General features: G+C 47.9%; 27 protein-coding genes. 24 read left to right on the top strand and 3 right to left on the bottom strand.

What is annotated here, in order from left to right:
- The first annotated feature begins 3 nt into the window (after positions 1-3).
- From lpxA to E4V70_RS04740, 8 genes are all read left to right on the top strand, one after another.
- Entirely contained in the window at positions 4-792 is a 789-nt protein-coding gene (gene lpxA / locus E4V70_RS04775; protein ID WP_122863227.1) for an acyl-ACP--UDP-N-acetylglucosamine O-acyltransferase, read from the top strand.
- Positions 792-2,024: an ATP-dependent Clp protease ATP-binding subunit ClpX gene (gene clpX / locus E4V70_RS04770; protein ID WP_122863226.1), complete on the top strand. Its 1,233-nt coding sequence runs from the start codon at positions 792-794 to the stop codon at positions 2,022-2,024. The genes lpxA and clpX overlap by 1 nt, the downstream gene beginning before the upstream one ends.
- 8 nt (positions 2,025-2,032) lie before the next feature.
- Positions 2,033-3,070 carry a rod shape-determining protein gene (locus tag E4V70_RS04765; RefSeq protein WP_122863225.1) on the top strand — a complete coding sequence of 346 codons (1,038 nt, stop codon included), beginning with the start codon at positions 2,033-2,035 and terminating at the stop codon, positions 3,068-3,070.
- A complete protein-coding gene (gene mreC, locus E4V70_RS04760) occupies positions 3,060-3,815 on the top strand; it encodes a rod shape-determining protein MreC (protein ID WP_122863224.1) in 756 nt (251 codons plus the stop codon). The genes E4V70_RS04765 and mreC overlap by 11 nt, the downstream gene beginning before the upstream one ends.
- The gene (gene carB, locus E4V70_RS04755) at positions 3,815-7,108 is read left to right on the top strand and encodes a carbamoyl-phosphate synthase large subunit (protein ID WP_122863223.1); all 3,294 of its coding nucleotides are present in this window, start codon (positions 3,815-3,817) and stop codon (positions 7,106-7,108) included. Before mreC ends, carB begins: the two co-directional genes overlap by 1 nt.
- Positions 7,109-7,262: 154 nt before the next feature.
- On the top strand, positions 7,263-7,973 hold the full coding sequence (locus tag E4V70_RS04750; RefSeq protein WP_122863222.1) for a hypothetical protein: 711 nt from the start codon (positions 7,263-7,265) through the stop codon (positions 7,971-7,973).
- Positions 7,973-8,164 (top strand): DpnD/PcfM family protein, encoded by a 192-nt coding sequence (locus E4V70_RS04745; RefSeq protein WP_163026471.1) that lies wholly within the window; start codon positions 7,973-7,975, stop codon positions 8,162-8,164. Before E4V70_RS04750 ends, E4V70_RS04745 begins: the two co-directional genes overlap by 1 nt.
- On the top strand, positions 8,142-8,366 hold the full coding sequence (locus tag E4V70_RS04740; RefSeq protein WP_331869285.1) for a DpnII family type II restriction endonuclease: 225 nt from the start codon (positions 8,142-8,144) through the stop codon (positions 8,364-8,366). The genes E4V70_RS04745 and E4V70_RS04740 overlap by 23 nt, the downstream gene beginning before the upstream one ends.
- Here the strand turns inward: E4V70_RS04740 and E4V70_RS04735 are convergent.
- The gene (locus E4V70_RS04735; protein WP_232037817.1) at positions 8,322-8,618 is read right to left on the bottom strand and encodes a type II restriction endonuclease; all 297 of its coding nucleotides are present in this window, start codon (positions 8,616-8,618) and stop codon (positions 8,322-8,324) included. The two genes, E4V70_RS04740 and E4V70_RS04735, sit on opposite strands and share 45 nt — an antisense overlap.
- Before the next feature lie 18 nt (positions 8,619-8,636).
- Here E4V70_RS04735 and E4V70_RS04730 point away from each other — a divergent pair, with 18 nt between their 5' ends.
- The 4 genes from E4V70_RS04730 to E4V70_RS04715 are packed head-to-tail and all read left to right on the top strand — an operon-like array spanning position 8,637 to position 11,156.
- Entirely contained in the window at positions 8,637-8,993 is a 357-nt protein-coding gene (locus E4V70_RS04730) for a DpnII family type II restriction endonuclease (protein WP_122863219.1), read from the top strand.
- Positions 8,986-9,783, top strand: a complete 798-nt coding sequence (locus E4V70_RS04725) for a DNA-methyltransferase (protein ID WP_122863218.1) — start codon at positions 8,986-8,988, stop codon at positions 9,781-9,783. Before E4V70_RS04730 ends, E4V70_RS04725 begins: the two co-directional genes overlap by 8 nt.
- A 31-nt stretch (positions 9,784-9,814) precedes the next feature.
- Positions 9,815-10,720 carry a DMT family transporter gene (locus tag E4V70_RS04720; RefSeq protein ID WP_122863217.1) on the top strand — a complete coding sequence of 302 codons (906 nt, stop codon included), beginning with the start codon at positions 9,815-9,817 and terminating at the stop codon, positions 10,718-10,720.
- A gap of 13 nt (positions 10,721-10,733) precedes the next feature.
- Entirely contained in the window at positions 10,734-11,156 is a 423-nt protein-coding gene (locus tag E4V70_RS04715; RefSeq protein WP_122863216.1) for a Sua5/YciO/YrdC/YwlC family protein, read from the top strand.
- A 16-nt stretch (positions 11,157-11,172) separates the two neighbouring features.
- Here the strand turns inward: E4V70_RS04715 and E4V70_RS04710 are convergent, their stop codons facing one another.
- The gene (locus E4V70_RS04710) at positions 11,173-11,835 is read right to left on the bottom strand and encodes a tRNA threonylcarbamoyladenosine dehydratase (RefSeq protein ID WP_172603247.1); all 663 of its coding nucleotides are present in this window, start codon (positions 11,833-11,835) and stop codon (positions 11,173-11,175) included.
- Positions 11,832-12,614 carry a 5'/3'-nucleotidase SurE gene (gene surE, locus E4V70_RS04705; protein ID WP_122863215.1) on the bottom strand — a complete coding sequence of 261 codons (783 nt, stop codon included), beginning with the start codon at positions 12,612-12,614 and terminating at the stop codon, positions 11,832-11,834. Before surE ends, E4V70_RS04710 begins: the two co-directional genes overlap by 4 nt.
- Before the next feature lie 392 nt (positions 12,615-13,006).
- On the opposite strand from surE, the gene nrfH reads away from it, so the two are divergent.
- From nrfH to E4V70_RS04650, 12 genes are all read left to right on the top strand, one after another.
- Entirely contained in the window at positions 13,007-13,519 is a 513-nt protein-coding gene (gene nrfH, locus E4V70_RS04700; RefSeq protein ID WP_002950715.1) for a cytochrome c nitrite reductase small subunit, read from the top strand.
- Positions 13,520-13,541: 22 nt separating this feature from the next.
- Positions 13,542-15,254 carry an ammonia-forming cytochrome c nitrite reductase subunit c552 gene (locus E4V70_RS04695; RefSeq protein ID WP_122863214.1) on the top strand — a complete coding sequence of 571 codons (1,713 nt, stop codon included), beginning with the start codon at positions 13,542-13,544 and terminating at the stop codon, positions 15,252-15,254.
- A 153-nt stretch (positions 15,255-15,407) separates the two neighbouring features.
- The gene (locus E4V70_RS04690; protein WP_122863213.1) at positions 15,408-15,854 is read left to right on the top strand and encodes a lysozyme inhibitor LprI family protein; all 447 of its coding nucleotides are present in this window, start codon (positions 15,408-15,410) and stop codon (positions 15,852-15,854) included.
- Entirely contained in the window at positions 15,851-16,882 is a 1,032-nt protein-coding gene (gene lpxB / locus E4V70_RS04685) for a lipid-A-disaccharide synthase (RefSeq protein ID WP_122863212.1), read from the top strand. The genes E4V70_RS04690 and lpxB overlap by 4 nt, the downstream gene beginning before the upstream one ends.
- Positions 16,883-16,885: 3 nt before the next feature.
- The gene (gene greA / locus E4V70_RS04680; protein ID WP_122863211.1) at positions 16,886-17,368 is read left to right on the top strand and encodes a transcription elongation factor GreA; all 483 of its coding nucleotides are present in this window, start codon (positions 16,886-16,888) and stop codon (positions 17,366-17,368) included.
- A gap of 5 nt (positions 17,369-17,373) precedes the next feature.
- On the top strand, positions 17,374-17,532 hold the full coding sequence (locus E4V70_RS10705) for a hypothetical protein (protein WP_163026470.1): 159 nt from the start codon (positions 17,374-17,376) through the stop codon (positions 17,530-17,532).
- A complete protein-coding gene (locus tag E4V70_RS04675) occupies positions 17,525-18,265 on the top strand; it encodes a UDP-2,3-diacylglucosamine diphosphatase (protein WP_122863210.1) in 741 nt (246 codons plus the stop codon). The genes E4V70_RS10705 and E4V70_RS04675 overlap by 8 nt, the downstream gene beginning before the upstream one ends.
- Before the next feature lies 1 nt (position 18,266).
- Entirely contained in the window at positions 18,267-19,208 is a 942-nt protein-coding gene (locus tag E4V70_RS04670; RefSeq protein ID WP_122863209.1) for a chemotaxis protein, read from the top strand.
- 11 nt (positions 19,209-19,219) lie between these two features.
- On the top strand, positions 19,220-21,574 hold the full coding sequence (locus tag E4V70_RS04665; RefSeq protein WP_122863208.1) for a hybrid sensor histidine kinase/response regulator: 2,355 nt from the start codon (positions 19,220-19,222) through the stop codon (positions 21,572-21,574).
- 3 nt (positions 21,575-21,577) lie between these two features.
- Positions 21,578-22,075, top strand: a complete 498-nt coding sequence (locus E4V70_RS04660; RefSeq protein ID WP_122863207.1) for a chemotaxis protein CheW — start codon at positions 21,578-21,580, stop codon at positions 22,073-22,075.
- An 8-nt stretch (positions 22,076-22,083) separates the two neighbouring features.
- A complete protein-coding gene (gene serB / locus E4V70_RS04655) occupies positions 22,084-22,707 on the top strand; it encodes a phosphoserine phosphatase SerB (protein ID WP_122863206.1) in 624 nt (207 codons plus the stop codon).
- Between the two features lie 13 nt (positions 22,708-22,720).
- Entirely contained in the window at positions 22,721-23,716 is a 996-nt protein-coding gene (locus E4V70_RS04650; protein ID WP_122863205.1) for a transaldolase, read from the top strand.
- Positions 23,717-23,726 lie beyond the last annotated feature (10 nt).

The raw sequence follows: 23,726 nt of genomic DNA, 5'->3' as shown, positions 1-23,726 counted from the left end.
AAAATGAGAAATATCCATCCGCAAGCCGTCGTCGAAGACGGCGCGAAGATCGGCGAGGACGTAACGATCGAGGCCTATGCCTACGTCAGCAAAGACGCCGTGCTAGGCGACGGCGTACTCGTAAAGCAGGGCGCCAGGATCGTGGGCGACACGCATATCGGCGAGGGCGGTAAAATTTACAGCTACGCTATCGTGGGCGATATCCCGCAGGACGTGAGCTACCGCGCCGAGGAAAACACGGGCGTTCGCATCGGTAAAAACGCGACGATCCGCGAGTTTTGCACGATAAACTCGGGCACGCACAAAGGCGACGGGATCACGCGTATCGGCGACAACGCGTTTATCATGGCCTACTGCCACGTCGCGCACGACTGTATCATAGGAAATAACGTCATCCTGGCAAACAACGCGACTCTAGCGGGTCACGTGGAGCTTGGCGACTACAGCGTCGTGGGCGGCATGACACCGATACATCAGTTCGTGAGAGTCGGCGAGAGCTGCATGATCGCGGGCGCTAGCGCGCTATCTCAGGACGTCGTGCCGTTTTGCCTAGCCGAAGGCAACCGAGCCTACATCAGAAGCTTAAATTTAGTCGGTATCAGACGAAGATTCGATAAAGACACGGTCGAAGAGATAAACAGGGCGTATAAATTTTTATTTAGAAAAAGCGGGGATCTAAAGGCTGCGGCTAGCGAGCTTTTAGGGAGCGTAGCGAACGAACAGGTGCGAAAAATGTGCGAATTTATCCTAAGCACCAAGCGCGGTATCCCATTAGCAAAAGGAAGAGAATAATGGCGAGAAAATGTAATTTTTGCGGCGAGGTAGAGTCTGCCGAGAGGAGACTGCTGGCCGATATAGACGGGACTTCGTTTATATGCGAGCACTGCATCACCGCCGCTTACAAGGTGCTTTACGGCGAGGAGAGTCGCGAGCAAGAAAAAGAAGAGCGAACTAGAGACTATCAAAATTTGACGCCAAAAGAGCTAAAGGCGGTGCTAGATAACTACGTCATCGGTCAAGATAAAGCCAAAAAGGTCTTTAGCGTCGGCGTTTATAACCACTACAAAAGAATTTTTAGAAAAGGTGAGATCGAGGACGATACGGAGATATCAAAATCAAATATCTTGCTTGTGGGGCCTACAGGTAGCGGTAAGACGCTAATGGCGCAGACGCTGGCTAAATTTCTAGACGTGCCTATCGCCATCTGCGACGCTACGAGCCTAACGGAGGCCGGCTACGTCGGCGAAGACGTGGAAAATATCCTGACTCGTCTTTTGCAGGCCGCGGACGGCGACGTAAAGCGCGCCGAGCAAGGCATAGTTTTCGTCGATGAGATAGATAAGATCGCCAGGATGAGCGAAAATCGCTCGATCACGCGCGACGTGAGCGGCGAGGGCGTGCAGCAGGCGCTTTTAAAAATCATTGAGGGTAGCCTCGTAAATATCCCCCCAAAAGGCGGCAGAAAGCACCCTAATCAGGAATTTATCCAGATAGATACCTCAAATATCCTCTTCGTCTGCGGGGGCGCGTTTGACGGTCTAGCCGACATCATCGAGCGCAGGATCGGTAAAAACGTGCTGGGCTTCGGTCAAGATAAACGCTCAAAAGATGATAAGGAAAATTTGCTAGACGCGCTTGAGAGCGACGATTTGGTACATTTTGGACTAATCCCGGAGCTCATCGGCAGGCTTCACGTAGTCGCCACGTTAAATAAAATCACGCAGGACGACATGGTGCGAATTTTAACCGAGCCTAAAAATGCGATACTAAAGCAGTACCAAAAGCTTTTCGCGATAGATAGGGCAAATTTGAAATTTGACGACGAAGCTCTAAAAGAGGTCGCGAGGTTGGCTATCGAGCGAAAAACGGGAGCCAGGGGACTGCGAAGCATAATGGAAGAGGTGATGACCGATATAATGTATGAACTACCCGAGCTTGCGGGCTACGACGTAGTGATCACGAAAGAGGTCGTAAACGGCAAAGAAAAGCCGATTTTCGTAAAAAACAATAAAATAAGCGCATAAGGATACAAATGATTTTAGACCAGATAATAGGATTTTTTTCGAGCGATATGGGAATCGACCTGGGCACGGCAAATACGCTGGTTTTAGTAAAAGATAAGGGTATCATCATAAACGAGCCCAGCGTCGTCGCGGTACAACGCGAAAAATACGGCAAGCAAAAAATATTAGCCGTCGGCCACGAAGCAAAAGAGATGGTCGGTAAAACTCCCGGCGATATCGAAGCAATCCGCCCGATGAGAGACGGCGTTATCGCGGATTTTGACATGACGGAAAAGATGATCCGCTATTTCATCGAAAAAACTCACCGCAGAAAGAGCTTCCTGCGCCCTCGTATCATCATCTCCGTGCCTTACGGTCTAACTCAAGTCGAGCGAAAAGCCGTACGCGAGAGCGCTCTAAGCGCCGGGGCTAGAGAGGTATTTTTGATCGAGGAGCCTATGGCTGCTGCTATCGGGGCAAATTTACCGGTACGCGAACCGCAGGGGAACCTAGTCGTCGATATCGGCGGTGGTACGACCGAGATCGGCGTAGTATCTCTAGGCGGTCTAGTTATCAGCAAGTCTATCCGCACCGCGGGCGATAAAATCGACATGAGCATCGTAAACTACATAAAAGAAAAATACAACCTCCTAATCGGCGAGCGAGCGGGCGAGGATATCAAAATTTCCGTCGGTTCGGCGATTCAGCTACCCGAGGAGCTTAGCATTGTAGTAAAAGGTCGCGACCAGATCAGCGGCCTACTAAGCCGCGTGGAGCTAACGAGCGAGGACGTACGCGAGGCTATGCGAGAACCGCTAAAAGAGATCGCAGATGCCCTAAAAACCGTGCTTGAGATGATGCCGCCCGATCTTGCGGGAGATATCGTAGAAAACGGTATCGTACTAACCGGAGGCGGCGCGCTGATCCGCGGCCTTGATAAATATCTAAGCGATATCGTTAAGCTTCCCGTTTTTGTCGCGGACGATCCGTTGCTAGCCGTGGCTAGAGGTACCGGCAAGGCTCTTGAGGAGATTAAATTTTTACAACAACTCGTAAATGAAGAGTAAAATTTTATTCGTCGCTCTCATCGGCGCGCTGGTATTTTTTTCGCTTGATAGGGGCGCGCTCATCTCGGGATACGTCGTAAATTTAAACAACCGCATAGTCGCCGCCTACGACGACGCGGTCAAATTTGTAAAAGACGGCGTAAACGAGCACTTTAGGCAGCGCGAGGAGATAAAGCAGCTTCGCGCTCAAAACGCCGAACTGGAAAAATCGGCGGCTTTGCTTTCAAGCTTCGCAAAGGAGCTAAACGAAATTTTAGTCGATAAAAACTCGACCGCCTACGAGCCTAGAGTCCAGCTCGTGCGCGCGCTTAGCTACGTAAATATCAGCGACTACGACAAGGTCTGGCTGGATAAATTTAGCGGCTACGACGAGTCTAAAATTTACGGACTCATTTACCAAGGCAAGAGCGCGGGTATCGTCGTGAGTAAGGACGGCAACCCTATGGCCTTGCTACAAAACGATCCAAAAAGTATATTCGCCGTATCAATCGGCGAGGAAAAAATCCCGGGCATAGCGCACGGGAGCAAAGACGGAATAACGGTGAAATTTATCCCCCAGTGGCTCAGCCCAAAGGAGGGCGACGAGGTCGTCACGAGCGGGCTTGACGGGATATTTTTCAGCGGGATTTCAGTGGGCAAGGTCACGGGCGTGATCCAAGAGAGCCTATATAAAAGCGCGGCCGTAAAGCCTTACGTAAGAATAACCATCCCCTCATATCTATACGTCGTAACAAAGGAAAAATAATGCCAAAAAGAACCGACATCAACACCGTTTTACTCATCGGCAGCGGCCCTATCGTCATCGGGCAGGCGTGCGAATTCGACTACAGCGGCACGCAAGCTGCAAAGACGCTAAAGCAGCTAGGCTACCGCGTCGTACTCATTAACTCAAACCCAGCTACCATCATGACCGATCCCGATTTTGCCGACGCTACCTACGTCGAGCCGATAACTAAAGAGAGTATCAAGCGTATCATAGATAAAGAAAAAGTCGATGCCATACTGCCTACGATGGGCGGCCAGGTCGCGCTAAACGTCGCTATGCAACTATACGAAGCGGACATGCTTGGCGGCGTCAAATTTCTAGGCGCGAACCCGCAAGCGATCAAAAAGGGCGAGGATAGGCAGGAGTTTAAAAAGGCGATGCAAAAGATCGGCATGGACTTGCCGCAAAGCCAATACGCCTACGACATGGACGAGGCGCTAGCCGCAGCCGCAAACATCGGCTTCCCGCTCATCATCCGCGCTAGCTATACTCTTGGCGGTGCTGGCAGCGGCGTGGCGTATAATATCGACGAATTTAAAGAACTAGCCCAAACCGGCCTAGACGCCAGCCCGATACATGAAATTTTGGTCGAAGAGAGCTTGCTAGGCTGGAAAGAGTACGAGATGGAGGTCATCCGCGACCGCAACGACAACTGTATCATCGTCTGCTCGATCGAAAATTTTGATCCCATGGGCGTGCATACGGGCGACTCTATCACGGTTGCGCCGGCTCTTACGCTAACTGACAAAGAGTATCAGGCGATGCGCGACGCGAGTTTTAAAATTTTACGCGAGATCGGCGTGGATACGGGCGGCAGCAACGTGCAGTTTGCTATAAATCCAAAAACCGGCCGCATGATCGTGATCGAGATGAACCCGCGCGTGAGCCGCAGCTCCGCACTCGCCTCAAAGGCCACGGGCTACCCGATCGCCAAGGTTGCTACACTACTAGCCGTGGGCTTTAGCCTGGATGAAATCAAAAACGACATCACCGGCACGCCTGCTAGCTTTGAGCCCGTCATCGACTATATCGTGACCAAGATCCCGCGCTTTACGTTTGAGAAATTCCCGGGCGCAAACCCGTATCTAGGCACCGCGATGAAGAGCGTGGGCGAGGTGATGGCGATCGGCAGGACGTTTAAGGAGAGCATCCAAAAGGCGCTTTGCTCGATGGAAAAGGACTATTACGGATTTAACTTCGTAAATTTGGAGAAAAACGCGCTTATTTACGGCCTTAGAAACGCGAACGAAAGCCGCATTTTATACGTCGCGCAGGCGTTTCGCGGCGGGCTTAGCGTGGCCGAAGTGCACGAGATGAGCAAGATCGACCCGTGGTTTTTGGATCAAATTTGGCAGATAGTTAAATTTGAAGAGCGTATCGACATGGACATCCTAAACGACGAGCCGCTGCTTCGCGAAGCTAAAACGATGGGCTTTTCGGACAAGATGATCGCGCACCTGATAAATTTAAAAGACAACCTCGACCTAGGTCAAAACGACATATATTTCGCGCGCGAGAAAATGGGCATAAACCTCGAATACAACGAAGTTGATACCTGCGCGGGCGAGTTTAAGGCGCTCACGCCGTATCTTTACTCGACGACGAATATCACCAAGCTGCCGCATCTTGCGTCAAATTTTGCGGAGTCAAATTTGAGCTCAAATTCGGCGCAAAAAGAGAAAAAAGTGATGATCATCGGCGGCGGGCCAAACCGCATAGGCCAAGGCATCGAGTTTGACTACTGCTGCGTGCACGCTAGCTACGCGCTGCGCGACATGGGCGTCAAAACCATAATGTATAACTGCAACCCAGAAACCGTCAGTACCGACTACGACACGAGCGATATTTTGTATTTTGAGCCGATCGATTTCGAGCACGTTAGAGCCGTGATCGAGCACGAAAATCCGGACGGCGTGATCGTGCATTTTGGCGGCCAGACTCCGCTAAAATTCGCCAAACGCCTAAGCATAGCGGGCGCAAAAATCATCGGCACCAGCGCGCGCACGATCGACGTCGCCGAGGACCGCAAAAAATTTAGCGAATTTATCTCTAAAATAGGCGTCAAACAGCCGCGAAACGACACTGCGACAAGCGAAAAAGAGGCTCTAGAAAAGGCTGCCGCTATCGGCTATCCGGTACTCGTGCGCCCTAGCTACGTGCTAGGCGGGCGCGCGATGAGACGCGTGCACAGCGACGAGGAGCTACGCCTATACATGAGCGAGGCGGTCAAGGTCAGCAATCACTCGCCAGTGCTAATCGATAAATTTTTACAAGACGCCGTAGAGCTCGACGTGGACGCGATCAGCGACGGCAAGGACGTCTATATCGGCGCCGTGATGCAGCATATCGAGGAGGCGGGCATCCATAGCGGCGACAGCGCGTGCATACTGCCTCCGCTAAATTTGACCGCGCAGATGATCGAAAAGGTAGAAAACCAAACCCGCGACATAGCGCTAAATTTAGGCGTCGTGGGGCTTATGAATATCCAGTTTGCCATCTATGAGAACGAACTTTTCATAATCGAGGTAAACCCGCGCGCTAGCCGCACGGTGCCGTTTGTTAGCAAGGCGACGGGCGTACCGATGGCAAAGGTCGCTACGCGCGTGATGTGGCAAGGAAATTTGCGCGAGGCGCTTAAATTTTACGATAACTACGGCGCGGTTTACGAGGAGCGCGGCATACTCAAGCCTCGCGTGAAAAATCACGTCTGCGTCAAAGAAGCCGTATTTCCGTTTAGCAAGCTCCCGGGCGCCGATCTAATCCTGGGTCCTGAGATGAAAAGTACGGGCGAGGTCATGGGTATATCCGAGAGCTTTGCCAAAAGCTTTGCCAAAAGCCAGATCGCCGCGAGTAACTCGCTTCCTACTAGCGGCCTAGTCTTTTTGACTCTTGCCGACGCGGACAAAAAATACGCCGCAAATTTGGCGCGCGAGCTCATAAATCTCGGCTTTAAAATCATCGCCACGGGCGGAACGTATAAAATTTTAAATGACGCGGGCGTAGAGAGCGAGTTCGTCTACAAGATCAGCGAAGGCCGCCCAAACGTCGAGGATAGGCTCAAAAACGGCGACATCGCGCTCGTCATCAACACCAGCGACAGCAAATCAAACAGCGAGGATGGCAAGAAAATCAGACAAAACATCATGCGATTTAAGATCCCGTATTTCACGACGATGTCGGCGGCTCTAGCGGCGGCTAAATCGCTAAAAAGCGTGCAGGACGGCAGTGCGCTCGAAGTCAAAAGCCTACAGGAATATTTAGGCGGCGAGTGAGGCTGAATTTGTGCGGTTAAATTTGTCTAAATTTGGGGCTTAGAGCTCGAAATAAAAGACAAATTTGATTTTGAGTATCTTGCAGGGAAGTTTATTTTATGTGGGGTTAAATTTGTGTGCGCTCGCAACGATATAAAAACGGACGAATTTTAAGATGAAACAAAAAGATTTTGTGATAGCGGCGATGATAGAGCTTGGCGGCGCGGCGACTCTATCGCAACTTTATTCTGCGACCGACGTTAGTTCGTGGTCGACGAAAACGCCATTTGCTTCTATACGGCGTATCCTGCAAGAAAATGCAGAGTTTTTTAAGATTCGCCCGGGTCTTTGGGGCTTAAAGTCGCTTGAGACACAAATTTTAAAAGAGTTTGAAAGTGGCGCGAATCCGCGAGATAGCTTCACTCACTCCTATTTTCAAGGCCTTATCGTAGAGATCGGCAACCTGCGCAAATTTCAAACCTACGTGCCGCCACAGGATAAAAATAAAAGCTTCGTCGCAAGCAAAAAGCTGGACGACCTCACTTCGCTAAAGGCGATTTACGAATTTGCCTACCCGAGCATACTAAATAAGGCGCGCAGCGTCGATGCGATCTGGTTTAACGAGCGAAATCTACCTTACGCGTTTTTCGAGGTCGAGCACTCGACGGACTTTAAAAATTCTCTCAATAAATTTTACGAACTTCAGGACTTTAACGCCAAAATGTTTATCGTTGCGGATGAGGGCAGGTTGAGGCAGTTTCAAAGCGTGATAAGCGCGTCGATATACAAAGATATTGCCGGTAGCGTGAAATTTGCGAGCTACGAAAGTATCGCCAAACAATACGACTTAGAAAGCGAGAGCGCAAAAATAAAAATGGGGATTTGATGAAAGATTTTAAAATAGAGATCGCCGAAACTTTGGCTAAAAAGGTTGTAATTAAAGCGAAAAATAAAGAAGAAGCGTGTAAGATCGCGAAGACGGCTTACGAAAATTGCGAGATTGTTTTGAGTGCAGAGAACTTCGTCTGCGTGGACTTTAAAGCGACGATCGCGGATGAGCCGAAAACTGAAATTTAGGAAATTTATGGAACCAAATTTAACGAAATTCGATGACTTTTTACGCTCACTTAGAAAAACAAATGCAAGCCTTGACTACTTTACCGACTTTGAAAAATGCGGCAAAAATCTAAAAGCCGTTTCTATCAAACTCCACACGCTTGATTTTTTACTCGGTTCAAAGGATTTGAAAACAGATATTTTCACTTTCAAGATACTCTGAAATCGTTCGCGCGAAATTTGCGCCTCCGCGATTTTTTCGCGCGTTCGTATCGAGCCCGACTTCCACGCCGAATACGTAATCGTGCAAATTTTTAACCTTTCCATCCGTAAAAATTTTATCTAGTCCGCTTTCTTGGCAAAACTCATAAATTTTTTCGGGACTTTTAAAATACGTTCCGAGTTTCGTTAGCTCACCGCTAGTCGCTATCACGTCCGTGTTTTTATCGCGAACGGCAATAAGTAAATTTAGCACATCAAAGCACTCTTTGTTTTGCCCGAAAAGAGTGAAAATATCTGCTTTCAGACCGAGGTTAGCAGTAGAAAATTTGCTCTAAATTTAGGAAGCGATCAAAAGATTTTCGATTTTGTAATTAGGGCGGGCGGCATAACGTATCTGATCGAAGCGAATTTTTACGGCACGGGCGGCTCGAAGCTAAACGAAGTCGCAAGGTCTTATATCGAAATAGCGCAAAAGATCGCGCTTTGTGGCGGATTTAAATTTATCTGGATAACCGACGGACAGGGGTGGCTGGCGGCTAAAAACAAACTGGAAGAAGCCTACAAAAGCGTTAAAATTTATAATCTCGCCACGCTTTATTACTTTATAAAAGTGCTTAAAAATGTTTAAGTTAGCCGATGATTTTAAGCTTTTTAAAGGCGATTGCTTCAATATTTTGCCTAAATTTAAAGGCGAGTTTGACCTCATTTTTGCCGATCCGCCCTATTTTCTCTCAAACGACGGACTCAGTATTCAAAACGGGCAAATCGTAAGCGTAAACAAGGGCGAGTGGGACAAAAGCTACGGTATCGACGAGATAGATAAATTTAATCTCGAATGGCTTGCGCTCGCCAAAGATGCACTCACGAATAACGGCAGCATAATGATAAGCGGGACGTATCATAATATATTTTCAATCGGTCGGGCGCTGCAAAAGCTGGACTATAAAATTCTAAACGTCATCACGTGGGCGAAGACCAATCCGCCGCCGAATTTTAGCTGCCGCTATCTCACGCACGGCTCGGAGCAGATTATCTGGGCAAGAAAAAGTGAGAAATTTAAGCATATTTTCAACTATGAGCTGATGAAAAAGCTAAACAACGACAAGCAGATGCGCGATGTGTGGAACTTGCCCGCGATCGCGCCGTGGGAGAAGGCGTGCGGCAAGCATCCGACGCAAAAACCGCTACCGCTTTTGGTGCGGTTAATTTTAATGGCGAGCACTCAAAATAGCGTCGTTTGTGATCCTTTTGCAGGCTCTGCGACGACGGGTATCGCGGCAAATTTACTCGGGAGAAAATTCGTCGGCATAGAAAAAGAGCGGGAATTTATAGAAATTTCTATAAACCGCAAAAGCGAACTCGACGCGAATTTTGACCTTTTTAGGCGTAGGATTTTAGATATAAATAAGTTAGATTGATTAGGCCGAAATTTTTAGCTATAATCGCGCAATGAAAAATCTAGTAAAAAGCGAATTTTTTGGCGTATTTATCACGCTTCTTGGCGGCGTATTATGGGGATTTAGCAGTGTTTGCGGGCAGTATCTGTTCACGCAAAAAGGCGTCAGCGCCGACTGGCTCGTGCCCTACCGCCTAGGCCTCGCCGGGCTTGCGATGGTGGCGTATTACATCGCTCGCTCGCCGCGCCTAGCCTTTGCGCCGCTAAAAGATCGCGTGCTTTTGCCGCAGCTGCTCATCTACGCGTTTTTTGGGCTTATGATGACGCAGTATTCGTACTTTTGCGGTGTCGAGCTCTCAAACGCCGCCGTCGCGACCGTGATCCAGTACTCCGCGCCCGCGCTCATCCTCGCCGTCGTTTGCTTTTTAGAACGACGCGTGCCTAAAAAGGTTGAGCTCATCGCGCTCATTTTCGCGGTGCTGGGCGTCGTGCTGCTCGCCACCCACGGCGATCTTGGCTCGCTCGTTATCAGCGCGGAAGCGCTGGTTTGGTGCCTCATTAGCGCGCTTGGCGTCGTGATTTATAGTCTCATCCCCACGAAGCTAAATCAAAAATACCCCGTCGCGCTAAATTTAGGCTGGGGCATGGTCATCGGCGGCAGCGCGCTCGCGCTTTACACGCGGGTTTGGCAGCTAGGCGGCGTGAGCGACGCGCAGGGCTTTGCGGCGCTTGCGGCGGTGGTGATTTTAGGCACGATATGCGCGTTTAGCTTTTACATGACGGGGCTAAAGATAATAGGCGCGAGCAGGGCGAGCATGATCGCGTGCATCGAGCCGGTTAGCGCAGCGGCGTTTGCCTATTTTTGGCTGGGGACGGAGTTCGTGTTTCTTGATTTCGCGGGCTTTACGCTCATTATCTCGTGCATATTTTTGCTGGCTAAAGATAGAAAAAAGGCGTAAATTTGGAGGAGAGATGATCTATTTGGCGCAGACCGATACGACGGCTGGATTTTTGAGCAAGGATTTTCGCGAGATAAACGCGCTAAAACGCCGAGCCGCAGACAAACCCTGTCTCATAACGACGGCAAAGCTTAGCGAGCTAAAAAATCTCGCTCGCGTGCCCGCTAAATTTAAAAATTTAGTGCGCCGCGCGAGGAAAACGACCTTTTTATATCCGAACGCTAGAGCCGTGCGCATCGTGAAAGAGTGCGCCCATGAGGAGTTTTTACGTAAATTTGACTGGCTCTACTCCAGTAGCGCAAATTTAAACGGGCAAAACTTCGACGAAGCCTGGGCAAAAGCGGCGGCGGATCAGGTCGTGGATCAAAATTTCAGCCAAAACGCAAGCTCGAAAATATATAAAATTTCAAAAACGAGCCTAAAACGGCTGAGGTAGTTTGTCTAGGCCGCATCTAGCCGTTAATGATTTTATTTACCGCCAAGGCCGCTAAATTTAGCCCAAAACACGCCGTTACGCCCATGAAGCTGCCCAGTTTCACGCATCTTGGCAGCTCGGTAGAAAACACGACGTCAAATTTACCTTTAAAGCCCGCTTTTTTAAGCTCGGTGCGTATTTTTTTAGCAAACGGATCGTTGTAGGTCTGCCAGACGGAGGCGACCTTGATCTGCGTCGGGTCTATGCGCTTTGCGCCGCCCATCGAGCTGATGAGCTTTTCGTGCGTTTTTATCGCGAGCGCGATCTTGGCGGGCACGTCGTCGATAGCGTCGATCACGAGATCAAATGGCGAGAAATCAAAATTTGCGATAAATTCCGGCGTCATAAGTTCTTGTAGCGCCGTCACGCACTCATATCTTTTGGCAAATTCGCCGACCTTAACGGCGCCGACGGCTTCGCTGTAGATTTGACGGTTTTGATTGGTTATATCAAAAATATCCTTGTCGATGACGGTGATTTTACCCACGCCCGCGCGAGCCAGCGCGTCCGTGCAGATGCCGCCCACGCCGCCCACGCCGCAGATCAGTACGTTTGCGTTTTGAAGCTTTTTAAAATCATCGCCAAACAGCCAGCGAGACCTCGTAAATCGGTCGTTTTGATCCAAAATTTCCTCGCTCAAATTTGATCCTTTAGCGCGGTTTTTAGGCTCTGCAAGCTCGCGTGCGCGGTCATATCGAGCATGATCGGAGTGAGCGAGGCGAAACTCTCGCTAAGCACGCTGATATCGGACTCGCCGTTTTGCTCGTAGTCTAAATTCGACGGCTGTCCGAGCCAGTAGTACTCGACGCCGCGCGGGTTGCGGTGAAGCATAGCGTGCGTGGCGTAGCTGCGTCTGCCTGCGGGCACGATGCGGTAGCCTCTAAATTCGCGGGCGGAGACGGCGGGGATATTTACGTTTAAAAACTGGCGCGGCGGTAGGGAAATTTCGCCGTTTAGTACGCGCGGAACGATAAATTTGACGGCTTGCTGCGCGAGCGAAAAACCGAGTTTTTCGATACTATCGTTTTTATAAAACTGCGAAAACGCGATGCTTGGCACGCCCTGCAAAACGCCCTCCATAGCCGCTCCGCACGTACCCGAGTAGGTGATGTCCTCGCCCACATTGGCGCCGTGGTTTATGCCGCTGATTACGAGGTCGGGTAGTTTTTTGTAAAGCGCATGAAGCGCGAGATAGACGCAGTCTGCGGGCGTGGCGTCGTCGAGTTTGTAAAAATCGTCGTCAAGCTTGATAAAGCGAAGAGGTCTAGTGAGCGTAAGAGAGTGCGCGCAGGCTGATTTTTCGGTACTCGGCGCTACGATCGTAACGCGCGTACCGGGTAGCTCCCTCAGTGCGCTAGCTAAAGCATGAAGGCCGCTAGCCTCGAATCCGTCGTCGTTTGTAATTAAAATTTCTTTCAAATTTATTCCTTTTTATCACGATTAACGCAAATTTGACGAGCCCATAGCTTTCAAATTTTTAAAGAAATGATTTTAGCACAGCTTTTATTATTTAAATTTAAAGTTTTGGCCTATGTTGGATATTGTTTACTTTGTATTTTAGTTTTTAAATTTTATTCAAATTTAAGATAGTAAATATATTATATTATATAATACCGAAATAGATTGAAATCAATCATAATAAATTGATAACAACTACTGTTATATTTACACAATATAAAAATAAGCTTTAGATTTAATTTTAATTATATTAGGAAAATAAATGAGAATTTAAGCGAACTAATAATAAAATACCGACCGATAAATAAAGTTAAGTTTTATTTAAATTTACAAAGGAGGTTAGAAAGCCGATTATGGAAAACGCAAAGAAAAAAGCGTCTAAATGGGTCATAGCTTTGCTGGCGGTTATCGGACTTACGGGCGGATTCGGGATTTTTACGTTCTTTTTCGCTAATGGTCCTCAGCATCTTACTCGCGATCCCGAAGCCTGTATAAACTGCCACGTCATGAACCAAGTCTATGAAGGCTGGTCTAAGGGCGGACATCAACACGTTACGACGTGTATAGATTGTCACATGCCTAAAGAATTCGTAAGCAAATGGCTGGCGAAAGCTAAATACGGCTTCTTGCACGGTTATGCGTTTACTTTCTTGGATAATCCCGTATCGTTTACCGCAAGCGATGAGCAAAAGGAGATCATACAAAACAATTGTATAGAGTGCCATAAGGATTATGCTAGAAATTCAGTCGATCCAAGAGCTATAGGCGATAGCTTGCCTGGCAAACACGGGCAGTATGCTAATGCCAACGAGCCGTTAAAATGCGTATCTTGTCACAGACAAGCCGGACACGCACATAACTTTTAAAACAATCCTAGGAGGAAAATAAATGAAAAATAACAAACTGTTATACGCGGTTACTTTTTTAGTGGCCGTTGCACTCGGTGCGGGCGTACTTGCTCTTTATAACGACATAGCTCATAAAAAAGAGGAGTCAAAAACTTACCCGCTAATGCTAAATAAGGTAAGCGAGCTCGAGCCGGATTTTGAAAAATGGGGCGCAAATTTCCCAAATCAGCTTGACGCTTACAAAAAAATGGAGCATAAAAGCGATGAAAATCCAAAAGGAAGCGAATTTGTAGAAACCGCTTTCGGCGGAGATTTCCCTTATAGCAAGATCATCCGCTGGCCTGCGGCTACAGTGTTTTGGAACGGCTATGCGTTCGGCGTGGATTACAGCAAACCGCGAACCCACTACTATTCGCAGATAGATCAGATCGAAACCAAAAGAAACGATAAAGAGTATCTAAACGCTCACGGGCTTCCTGCATTTAAGGGTCAGCCAGGATATTGCGTCAATTGCCACACCGGATATTTAACCGCGCTTCAAGTTGATGGCGATTATAACCTAACTGCCGATCCTACGCCTGCTGCAACTAAGCCTATGCCGTTTTTCGACGTAATGCCTAAAGAGGAAGGCGAAAAGAGAAAAGCCGCGTGGACGAAGATGAACTCTATCCCGTATTTTGACGTCATGAAAAAAATCGCGGCTAAACACGGCGAGAGTATCCACGGATCGCATCTAGGCAGCACCTGTGCAGACTGCCACTCGCCAGATGATATGAGCCTAAGAGTAACAAGACCCGCATTCGTAAACGCAATGGTCGCTAGAGGCTACCAAGCCGACGCAAAAAGCGGTATAAAGGCCACCAGACAAGAGATGAGAAGCTACGTTTGTATGCAGTGCCACGTAGAATACTATCCTGCAGGCAAAGAATCCGTTTTAACCTTCCCTTGGAATTTCTGGAAGAAAGACGAGCCGTTTAAGATCGAGAATTTCGACCAATACTATGACGATCAGTTAGCCAAAGAGGACGGGTTTAAATTTGACTACATCCACAAAGATACCGGCGCTAAAATCATCAAGATGCAGCACTCAGAAGCTGAGCTAAGCTCAACCGGTATCCACGGAAGAAGCGGCGTAACGTGCGCAGACTGCCACATGCCGTATAAACGCGCCGGAGCTCAAAAGATCACCGAGCATGAAATTTTAACTCCGCTTGCCGATATAAACGCGGCTTGCAAAACTTGCCACCCGCAAAGCGAACAAGTGCTAAAAGATAGAATTTCATTCGTACAAAATCGCCACGCTTACGAGCTAAGAAACTGCGAAAATGCGCTACTTTCTTTGATCCAAGACATAAAAACGGCCAGAGCCGAGCTAGCTAAGCACGAGAAATTTGCTTCGATCGCCGATGAAAAAGAGAGAAAAGAAGCTATCAGCAAGGCTCTTGAAAAAACTCTTTACTTGCACCGCAAAACCCATATCCGCTGGGACTTCGCATTTAGCGAGAACAGCTACGGCTTCCACGGAGACGAAGAGGCGGCTAGAATTCTAGGACAATGCAAAGAGTTCGCTCGCCAAGGACAAATCGAGCTAGTAAATGAGCTTGCTCCTTACGGCATCAGCATCAAGCTAACGCAAGAGGCTACTCCTGTTGCAGCACCTGCTCCTATCGGACACAAATGGCCTATCGGCGCTGTTCCGACAGAGAAGATGAAGCAAACAGACGAGAACGTCAAGAATCTAAATTTTAAATAAAACCCCTAAACCCAAGGCCTGCGGGCTTTGGGTTTTTAAATTTACGCATTTTTCTTTCAAATTTCAAAATCCTAAATTTACTTATAAATTTAAATTTTATTGTTTATTTAGCCGTTTTAGGCGATAATCTCCATCAAATTTAAAGGAGAAAGTATGCTTAAAAAATTTATTTTTGCTGCTCTTGCGGCGAGTTTGGTTTTCGGTGCGCAAGATCTTGCGATCAAAGCAAAACCTTCATCGAATTTTGAGCAAAGCGTAGAAGAGGAATACGATGAATCGCAAGCACGCGTAGATGAGTGCATGCAAAAAGATAGCTCGACTGCGGGCATGATTCAGTGCATAGACGCCGAATTTGCGATCCAAGATAAACTCCTAAACCAAAACTACAAAAAAGCCATGAGCGTACTAAACGACGAAAATAAAAAGAAACTAAAAGACATCCAGCGTAAATGGGTGGCCTATAAAGAGGCCAAGTGTCCGTTTGTGCCGCCTATGGGTACGCTTTATGCCGTAACGGCCGCCGATTGTTACCTCCAGATGACTAAGGAGCGCGCTAGAGAGCTTGCAAACTTAGCCGAGGACTTTGAGGGCAATCAGTGAAGCTACTCGTCTCTTGTTTAGAGGCTTCTGCAAATTTGCACTTCGAGCAGGTTTTAGAATATCTGCCAAAGTGCGAACTAAGGGGCATTTTTGACGAAAAGTTCGGCGAACCTTTTATGCGAAGCTCGGAGTTTTCCGCGATGGGCTTCGTGGAGGTTTTGCCGCTTTATTTTAAGGCAAAACGCGCGATAAAAGAGATGACTCGCCTTGCCGCAGAGTGCGACGCCGTGCTGCTTATCGATAGTCCCGCCTTTAACCTTCCGCTAGCTAAAGCGATCAAAGAAGCAGGTATCAAAACGCCCGTGACCTACTACATCTTGCCGCAAGTGTGGGCGTGGAAGGCCGGACGCGTGGCGAAGGTCGAGGCCTACTGCGATCATTTGGCTTCGATTTTGCCGTTTGACGGGATGTACTACAACCGCTCGCGCTACGTCGGACACCCGCTGCTTGACGAGCTTCGAGTACGAAAAAACGAGCTTTTGCAAAGCGGCAAGATCGCTTTTATGCCTGGATCCCGCCGTGCTGAGATTTCGCGATTGATGCCGATTTTTCGCGAGGTAGCGAGCCGTATAAAGGGCAAAGAAAAACTGCTCGTCGTGCCGCCGTTTTTAGCAAACGAAATGCAAATTTACGGCGACGTTAGTGACTTTAGCGTGGTTACGGATGCGCCGCGCGCGCTTTTGCAAAGCGAATTTGCATTTATCTGCTCAGGCACTGCGACGCTGCAGGCCGCGCTCGTGGGCACGCCGTTTGTGCTAGCCTATAAAGCCAAAGCCATCGACATAATGATCGCGCGTATGTTTGTGAAGCTGCGCCACATCGGACTTGCAAATATCATGTTTGATTTTATGGGCGAAGCGGCGCTGCACGAGGAGCTATTGCAAGAGGAAGTAACGCCCGGCAATCTAATAAAAGCCTACGAGAGCTGCGATAAAGAGAAATTTATCAAAGGCTGCGAGAAGCTGCGAAAATACCTAAAACACGGCTCTGCGGCTAGCGTAGCGCAAATCATAACAAGTAAAGGATAAAAAATGACCGAACCGATGACGCTTTTCGGATATGAAAAAATCACGAACGAACTAAAAAATCTAAAGACCGTCGAGCGCCCTAATATCGTCGAGGAGATCGACATCGCGCGCAGTCACGGCGACCTAAAAGAAAACGCCGAATACCACGCTGCGCGCGAAAAACAAGCGTTTATTGAGAGCCGTATAGCCGAGCTTAGCGACATAGTAAGCCGCGCTAAGGTAATCGACCCCGCAGAATACGAGCACGATAAAGTAAAATTCGGCTCCACGGTCGTCATCATGGACGTAGAAACCGAGCTAGAAAGGACCTACACGCTAGTTGGCACGCCGGAGAGCAACCTAGAGCGCGGGCTCATCTCGATAAACTCGCCCCTAGCCAAGCAGCTAATCGGCAAAAGCGAAGGCGACGAGGTCGCGCTAAATTTGCCAAACGGCAGAAGCGACGTCGAGATCGTATCCGTTAGCTACAAACCGATCAAATTTTAGAACCGATGAGCACGTTTAAAACCGTTAAATTTATGCGCTGGCTCGCTAAATTTGAGTCTTTAAATTTAACTACGGCGTTTGCCGAGTTTTTCAAATTCGGCTCGCTAAATTTAAAACTTCTAGCCGCAAATTCGGCGCTACAAAAAGTAAAATTTGATGCCTGAGCAAATCGTCATAAAAAGCGGCGCGATCTTTATCGCCGACTCGCACGAAAACGAAAATCGCGAAAATTTTTGGCATTTTTTATGCGCGTTAAAAAGCGGCGAGATAAAGACGCCGCAGCTGTTTTTGATGGGCGATATGTTTGATTTTCTGGCAGGCGAGTGCGAGTTTTTCGTCAAATTTTACGAACGATACGTCCGCGCGATCGACGAGCTGGGCGAGGAAATGGAAATTTATTATTTCGAGGGAAATCACGATTTTAACCTATCAAGGCTGTTTAAAAACGTCAAAGCCTATCCTATCGGCGCCCAGCCGGTTAAATTTGCCACTGAGTGCGGACAAAGCGTGCTTATTGCGCATGGAGATATATTTTTGCCTTTTGTTGCAAAATACGCTTTGAGATTTTTGCGCGTCAAATTCTTTTTAAAAACGATGAATTTTTTCGATAAATTTTTAAATTTTAGACTCTCGAAACGAATTTTAAATAAGCTTAAACGAAAAATTTTAGATTATAAAATACTGAATTTTAAGAATTTAGTCGAGGCGAAAATGCGCCGATATAACGCATTTTACGAGGCTGACATCATCATCGAGGGGCACTATCACCAAGGCGAACAGTACACGATAGGTAAACAAAAATATATAAATGTTCCATCTTTTGCATGCGAGCAAAGCTATTTTGTAGTAGAATACGGCCAAAATATTAAGTTTGCTCGAAAGAGCGTAAAGGTTTAGAATGCTTAACAACGGCACATTAAAAACCGGTTCAAACGAGATGGAGCTTGTTGATTTTCGTATCTTTAAGCAGGCGGGAGACAAGGTATATGAGGGCATATACGGCGTCAACGTCTCCAAGGTGCGCGAGATCATCAAGATGCCGAATTTGACCGAGCTTCCCGGAGTACCCGAGTATATCGAGGGGATTTTTGACCTGCGCGGCGTAGTTATACCCGTGATAAATTTGGCCAAATGGATGCAGATAAACGAGCCTAAAGACTTGGCGATCAAGCCTCGCGTCATCATCGCCGAATTTAGCGAGATTTTGATAGGTTTTATCGTCCATGAGGCAAAACGTATCAGGCGTATAAGCTGGGCGGATATCGAGGCGGCGACTTTCGCCTCAAATGCCGGAACGCTGGATAAAGGAAAGATCACGGGCGTAACCCGCATCGAAAACGACGAGGTCTTGCTCATACTCGATCTTGAAAGCGTCGTCGAAGAGCTTGGCATATATAGCCCGAAAATCGAAGTAGAAATCGATCAAAACAAGCTTTTAAGCGGCCTAGCGCTTGTGCTAGACGATAGCTCGACGGCTAGAAAGCTTGTAAAAGATACTCTAGAAAAAATGGGTCTAAAAGTGGTCGAAGCAAAAGATGGCATAGAAGGGCTTGATAGGATGCAAGATCTTTACGAGATGTACGGCGATAAGCTTGATAGCCATCTAAAGGTGATTTTAAGCGATATAGAGATGCCGCAGATGGACGGATATCGCTTTGCATCGACGATAAAAGACGATCCAAGATATACGGGAATTCCTATTATATTTAACTCTTCTTTGAGTAAAGACTACACCGAAGCTCAAAGCAAAGAGGCCGGAGCCGCCGCGTATCTAACCAAATTTGACGCGACGCTATTTTACAACGAGGTGCTTCGCGTGATCGAAGCGAACAAGAAATAAGGGGGGGAATCATGGATGATATGAAAGAAATAATGGAAGACTTCCTAGTTGAAGCCTTCGAACTGGTAGAACAAATAGACCATGACCTCATAGAACTTGAGTCAAACCCCGAAGATTTAGAGCTTTTAAATAGAATTTTCCGCGTCGCGCATACGGTTAAAGGATCGTCTAGCTTTTTAAATTTCGACATCCTTACTAGGCTCACGCACCACATGGAGGACGTGCTAAACAAGGCCCGCCGCGGCGAGCTAAAGATAACTCCCGATATCATGGACGTGGTGCTAGAGTCAGTGGACATGATGAAAGGGCTACTGCACGGCATCAGAGATAGCGGCAACGATACGGACGTAGGCATAGAGATAGAAGATATATGTAAAAGACTAACCTCGATATCCGAAGGCGAAGCCCCGAGTGCGGCTGCTAGCGAGCCTACTCCCGCAGCGCCTGAGCCTGTAGTAGAGACGCCGATAGAGCCTGAACCCGTTAGCGATGAGAATTTGTCAAATTTAAGCGACGACGAGGTCGAAGCCGAGATAGAAAGACTACTAAAAGTAAGAAAGGCTGAGGATCAAGCAAGACGTGCTCAAAAGGCAGCCGGAGGTGAAGCGCTAAAGCCTACCGCACCGGCTGCGCCGCAAGCTCCAACCCCGTCAAATTCGGCTCCCGCTCCAAAAGCAGCTCCCGCAAAGCCTGCCGATAAAAAAGAGGACAAAAAAGTCCCCGCTCCATCAAGCGGAGCTAACGCGGACGAGCAGACTATACGCGTCGAGGTTAAGCGCCTAGATCACCTGATGAACTTGATCGGCGAGCTGGTGCTTGGCAAAAACAGATTGCTTAAAATTTACGACGACGTCGAGGAGAGATACGAGGGCGAAAAATTCCTCGAGGAGCTAAATCAAGTAGTATCTAGCCTAAGCCTGGTAACTACCGACATCCAGCTAGCCGTTATGAAAACGAGGATGCTACCTATCGCGAAGGTGTTTAATAAATTCCCTCGCATGATCCGCGATCTAAGCCGCGAACTAAATAAGCAAATCGACCTTGAGATCACGGGCGAGGAGACGGAGCTTGATAAATCTATCGTCGAGCAAATCGGCGATCCGCTCGTACACATGATAAGAAACTCGTGCGACCACGGTATCGAAGACGGCGCGACCAGATTAGCCGCCGGCAAACCGGAAAAAGGCACCATCCAGCTAAAAGCCTATAACGAAGGCAACCATATCGTAGTCGAGATCACCGACGACGGTAAGGGCCTAGACGCCGATATGCTAAAATCCAGATCTATAGAAAAAGGCATAATCACTGAGCGCGAAGCTGACGCGATGAGCGATAAAGAGGCGTTCGGACTTATATTTAAACCTGGATTTTCGACTGCGGCGAAGGTAACCAACGTAAGCGGCCGCGGCGTAGGAATGGACGTCGTAAAAACCAATATCGAAAAGCTAAACGGTATAATCGATATCGAAAGCGAAGTGGGCAAGGGCACGACGATGAAGCTAAAGATCCCGCTCACGCTAGCTATCATACAGTCGCTTTTAGTCGGAGCTCAGGAGGAGTTTTTTGCTATTCCTCTAGCAAGTGTTCTAGAGACCGTGCGCGTACCGATCGACGATATCTATACGATCGACGGTAAAAACGTACTTAGACTACGCGACGAAGTGCTATCGCTAGTTAAACTCTCAGATATCTTCGGCGTCAAGCAAGTCTTTGACGGCGGAGATCAGACCTATGTGGTCGTTATCGGCGTAGCGGAGGCGAAGCTTGGCATCATCGTAGATAGCCTCGTAGGACAAGAAGAGATCGTCATAAAATCAATGGGCGATTATCTCCAAAATATCCCTGGAATCGCAGGCGCCACGATAAGAGGCGACGGCCGTGTAACGCTAATCATCGACGTAGGTATGATGATGGAGATGGCAAAAGATATAAAAGTAGACATAAAAGCCAGTATGGAAGCCTCAAAGAGCGTCAAAGAAAAGCCGAGCGATTATAAGGTGCTAATCGTAGACGACTCTAAGATGGACAGAACGATCATGCAAAAATCGCTAGCCCCTCTTGGCGTAACGGTTATCGAGGCTACCAACGGCGTCGAGGCTCTAGCTATCGTAAAATCGGGCGAACACGCGCTTGATGCGATGCTAATAGATATCGAGATGCCGCGAATGGACGGCTATACGCTGGCAGCTGAGATCAGAAAGTATTCAAAATATAGAAATTTGCCGCTCATAGCGGTAACTTCAAGGACGTCAAAGACCGATAGGCTAAGGGGCGTAGAGGTAGGAATGACCGAGTACATCACCAAGCCGTATTCGTCGGATTACCTTGAAAACGTAGTTAGAAAAAATATCAAACTAATAGGATAGAACATGAACGACAAATTAAATCAGGTTCTAAAAAAACAAAAAAGTCAGGTGATGGATCCGAGCGAAAAAGAGCGCGAGGAGATCGTCCAGCTAGTCGGTTTTATCGTGGGCGACGAGGAGTACGCGATACCTATTTTAAATATCCAAGAGATCATTAAGCCGATCGAATACACTCGTGTCCCTAGCGTGCCGGACTATGTTTTAGGCGTGTTTAACCTGCGCGGTAGCGTCATCCCGCTAATCGACCTGAGAAAGAAATTTTCTCTAAATGCCGCAAAACCGAGCCCAAGCACGAGGTATATCGTGATGAAAGAGGGCGATAACGTTGCGGGATTTGTGATCGACAGGCTAACGGAAGCCATCAGGATACAGCAAAACAGGATCGATCCGCCGCCTGAAACGCTTTTAAAAGACAAAGGCATGATTTACGGTATCGGCAAAAGAGACAACAATATCCTTACGATTTTAAAAGTCGAAACATTGCTAAAACGCGATTTCTAGGGTCAAATTTGATAAAGCTTTGCGTATTTGATTTTGATTCGACCCTGATGGACGGCGAGACGATAGATTTTCTAGCAGCGGCGAAGGGTGTGGGCGATGAGGTCAGCGAAATAACTGCAAAAGCGATGGCGGGCGAGCTTGATTTTTTCGAGAGCTTGACGCGCCGCGTATCGCTTTTAAAGGGGCTTGAGCTCACTAAAGTGGATGAAATTTGCTCAAATTTGCCGCTCATGCCAGGAGCCGCCGAGCTGATCGCGCATCTAAAAAGCAAAGGCATCAAGGTTGTTGTTTTTAGCGGAGGATTTCACTCGGGCACCGATAGAGCGCAAGAGAAGCTCAAATTTGACGCTAGCTTTGCAAACATCCTGCACCACAAAGACGGCGTCTTAACCGGACTCGTGGGCGGCGAGATGATGTTTGGCTTTTCAAAGGGCGCAATGCTTGTAAATTTGCAAAAAATGCTCGGTATCTCAAAAGAGCAGACGATGAGCGTGGGCGACGGCGCCAACGACCTATCCATGTTTGAGCATTCAAATTTGAAAATCGCGTTTTGCGCGAAGCAAATTTTAAGGCAAGCGGCAACTTGTTGCGTGGATAAAAAAGATTTGCGCGAGATCATAAATTTGATATAAAAAGGCGAGAAAAATGTTTAATAACGATATAAATTTTTCACTGTGGTGTGACTTTATCGAGCGTGACTTTTTGCAAGACGAGTTTGAAAATTTACTTCAAATAGGCGCTATTAACGGCGTGACCTCAAATCCGTCCATCTTTAAAGCCGCATTTTTGTCGGACTCCTACAAAGACGTCATCGGCCAAATGGGCAAAAAATATCCAAAGGCGCTTTACGAGGCGCTCGCGGTGCAAGATATCAAGATAGCCGCGACCAAGCTTTTGAGGCATTACGCAAACGGCGACGACGGGTTTGTTAGCATCGAGGTCGATCCTAGCTTTTGCGATAACGCCGCGGCTACGGTGGACGAGGGCGCTAGGCTACACGCGGAGATCGGCATGCCAAACGTCATGATTAAAATCCCCGCGACAAAAGCGGGCTTTGAAGCGATGAGCGCTCTAACCGCGCGCGGTATCGCGGTAAATGCGACGCTAATTTTCTCGCCGGAGCAAGCCGTAGCGTGTTTGGACGCTTTTGAAGAGGGCGTGAAGGCTTATGAGAAGAAATTTCCGCTAACGCCGCTGCCAAAAAGCGTGATTAGCATTTTTGTTAGCAGGTTTGATCGCTTGCTGGATGAAAAAATGCGCGAGAATTCGCTACCGACGGGTCAAATCGGCATCATGAACGCGACTAAAATTTACAAAATCATAGAAAATAAAAGCTTGCCGACGACAAGAGCGCTATTTGCTAGTACGGGCGTAAAGGGCGATGAGCTGGCAAAGGATTATTACGTAAAAGAGCTGATGTATCAAAATGCGGTAAATACGGCTCCGCTTGATACTATTAAAGCCTTTATCACGGGCAAAAACGAACTTAAAACCGCCGTTAGCGACGACAGTATAGAGAAATTTTTCGGCGTAGTAAAAAGAGCCGACATAGATATGGAGAAGGTTTATAAAGACTTGCTAAACGACGGTTTAAAGCAGTTCGTAACGGCATTTGAAGATATAATGAAAGCACTAAAATAACTAGGAAGCA

The organism is Campylobacter showae (genome assembly GCF_900699785.1).
Lineage (GTDB): Bacteria > Campylobacterota > Campylobacteria > Campylobacterales > Campylobacteraceae > Campylobacter_A > Campylobacter_A showae_D.
The sequence above is the reverse complement of the archived record's forward strand: the minus strand, read 5'-3'. Positions and strand labels throughout refer to the sequence as shown.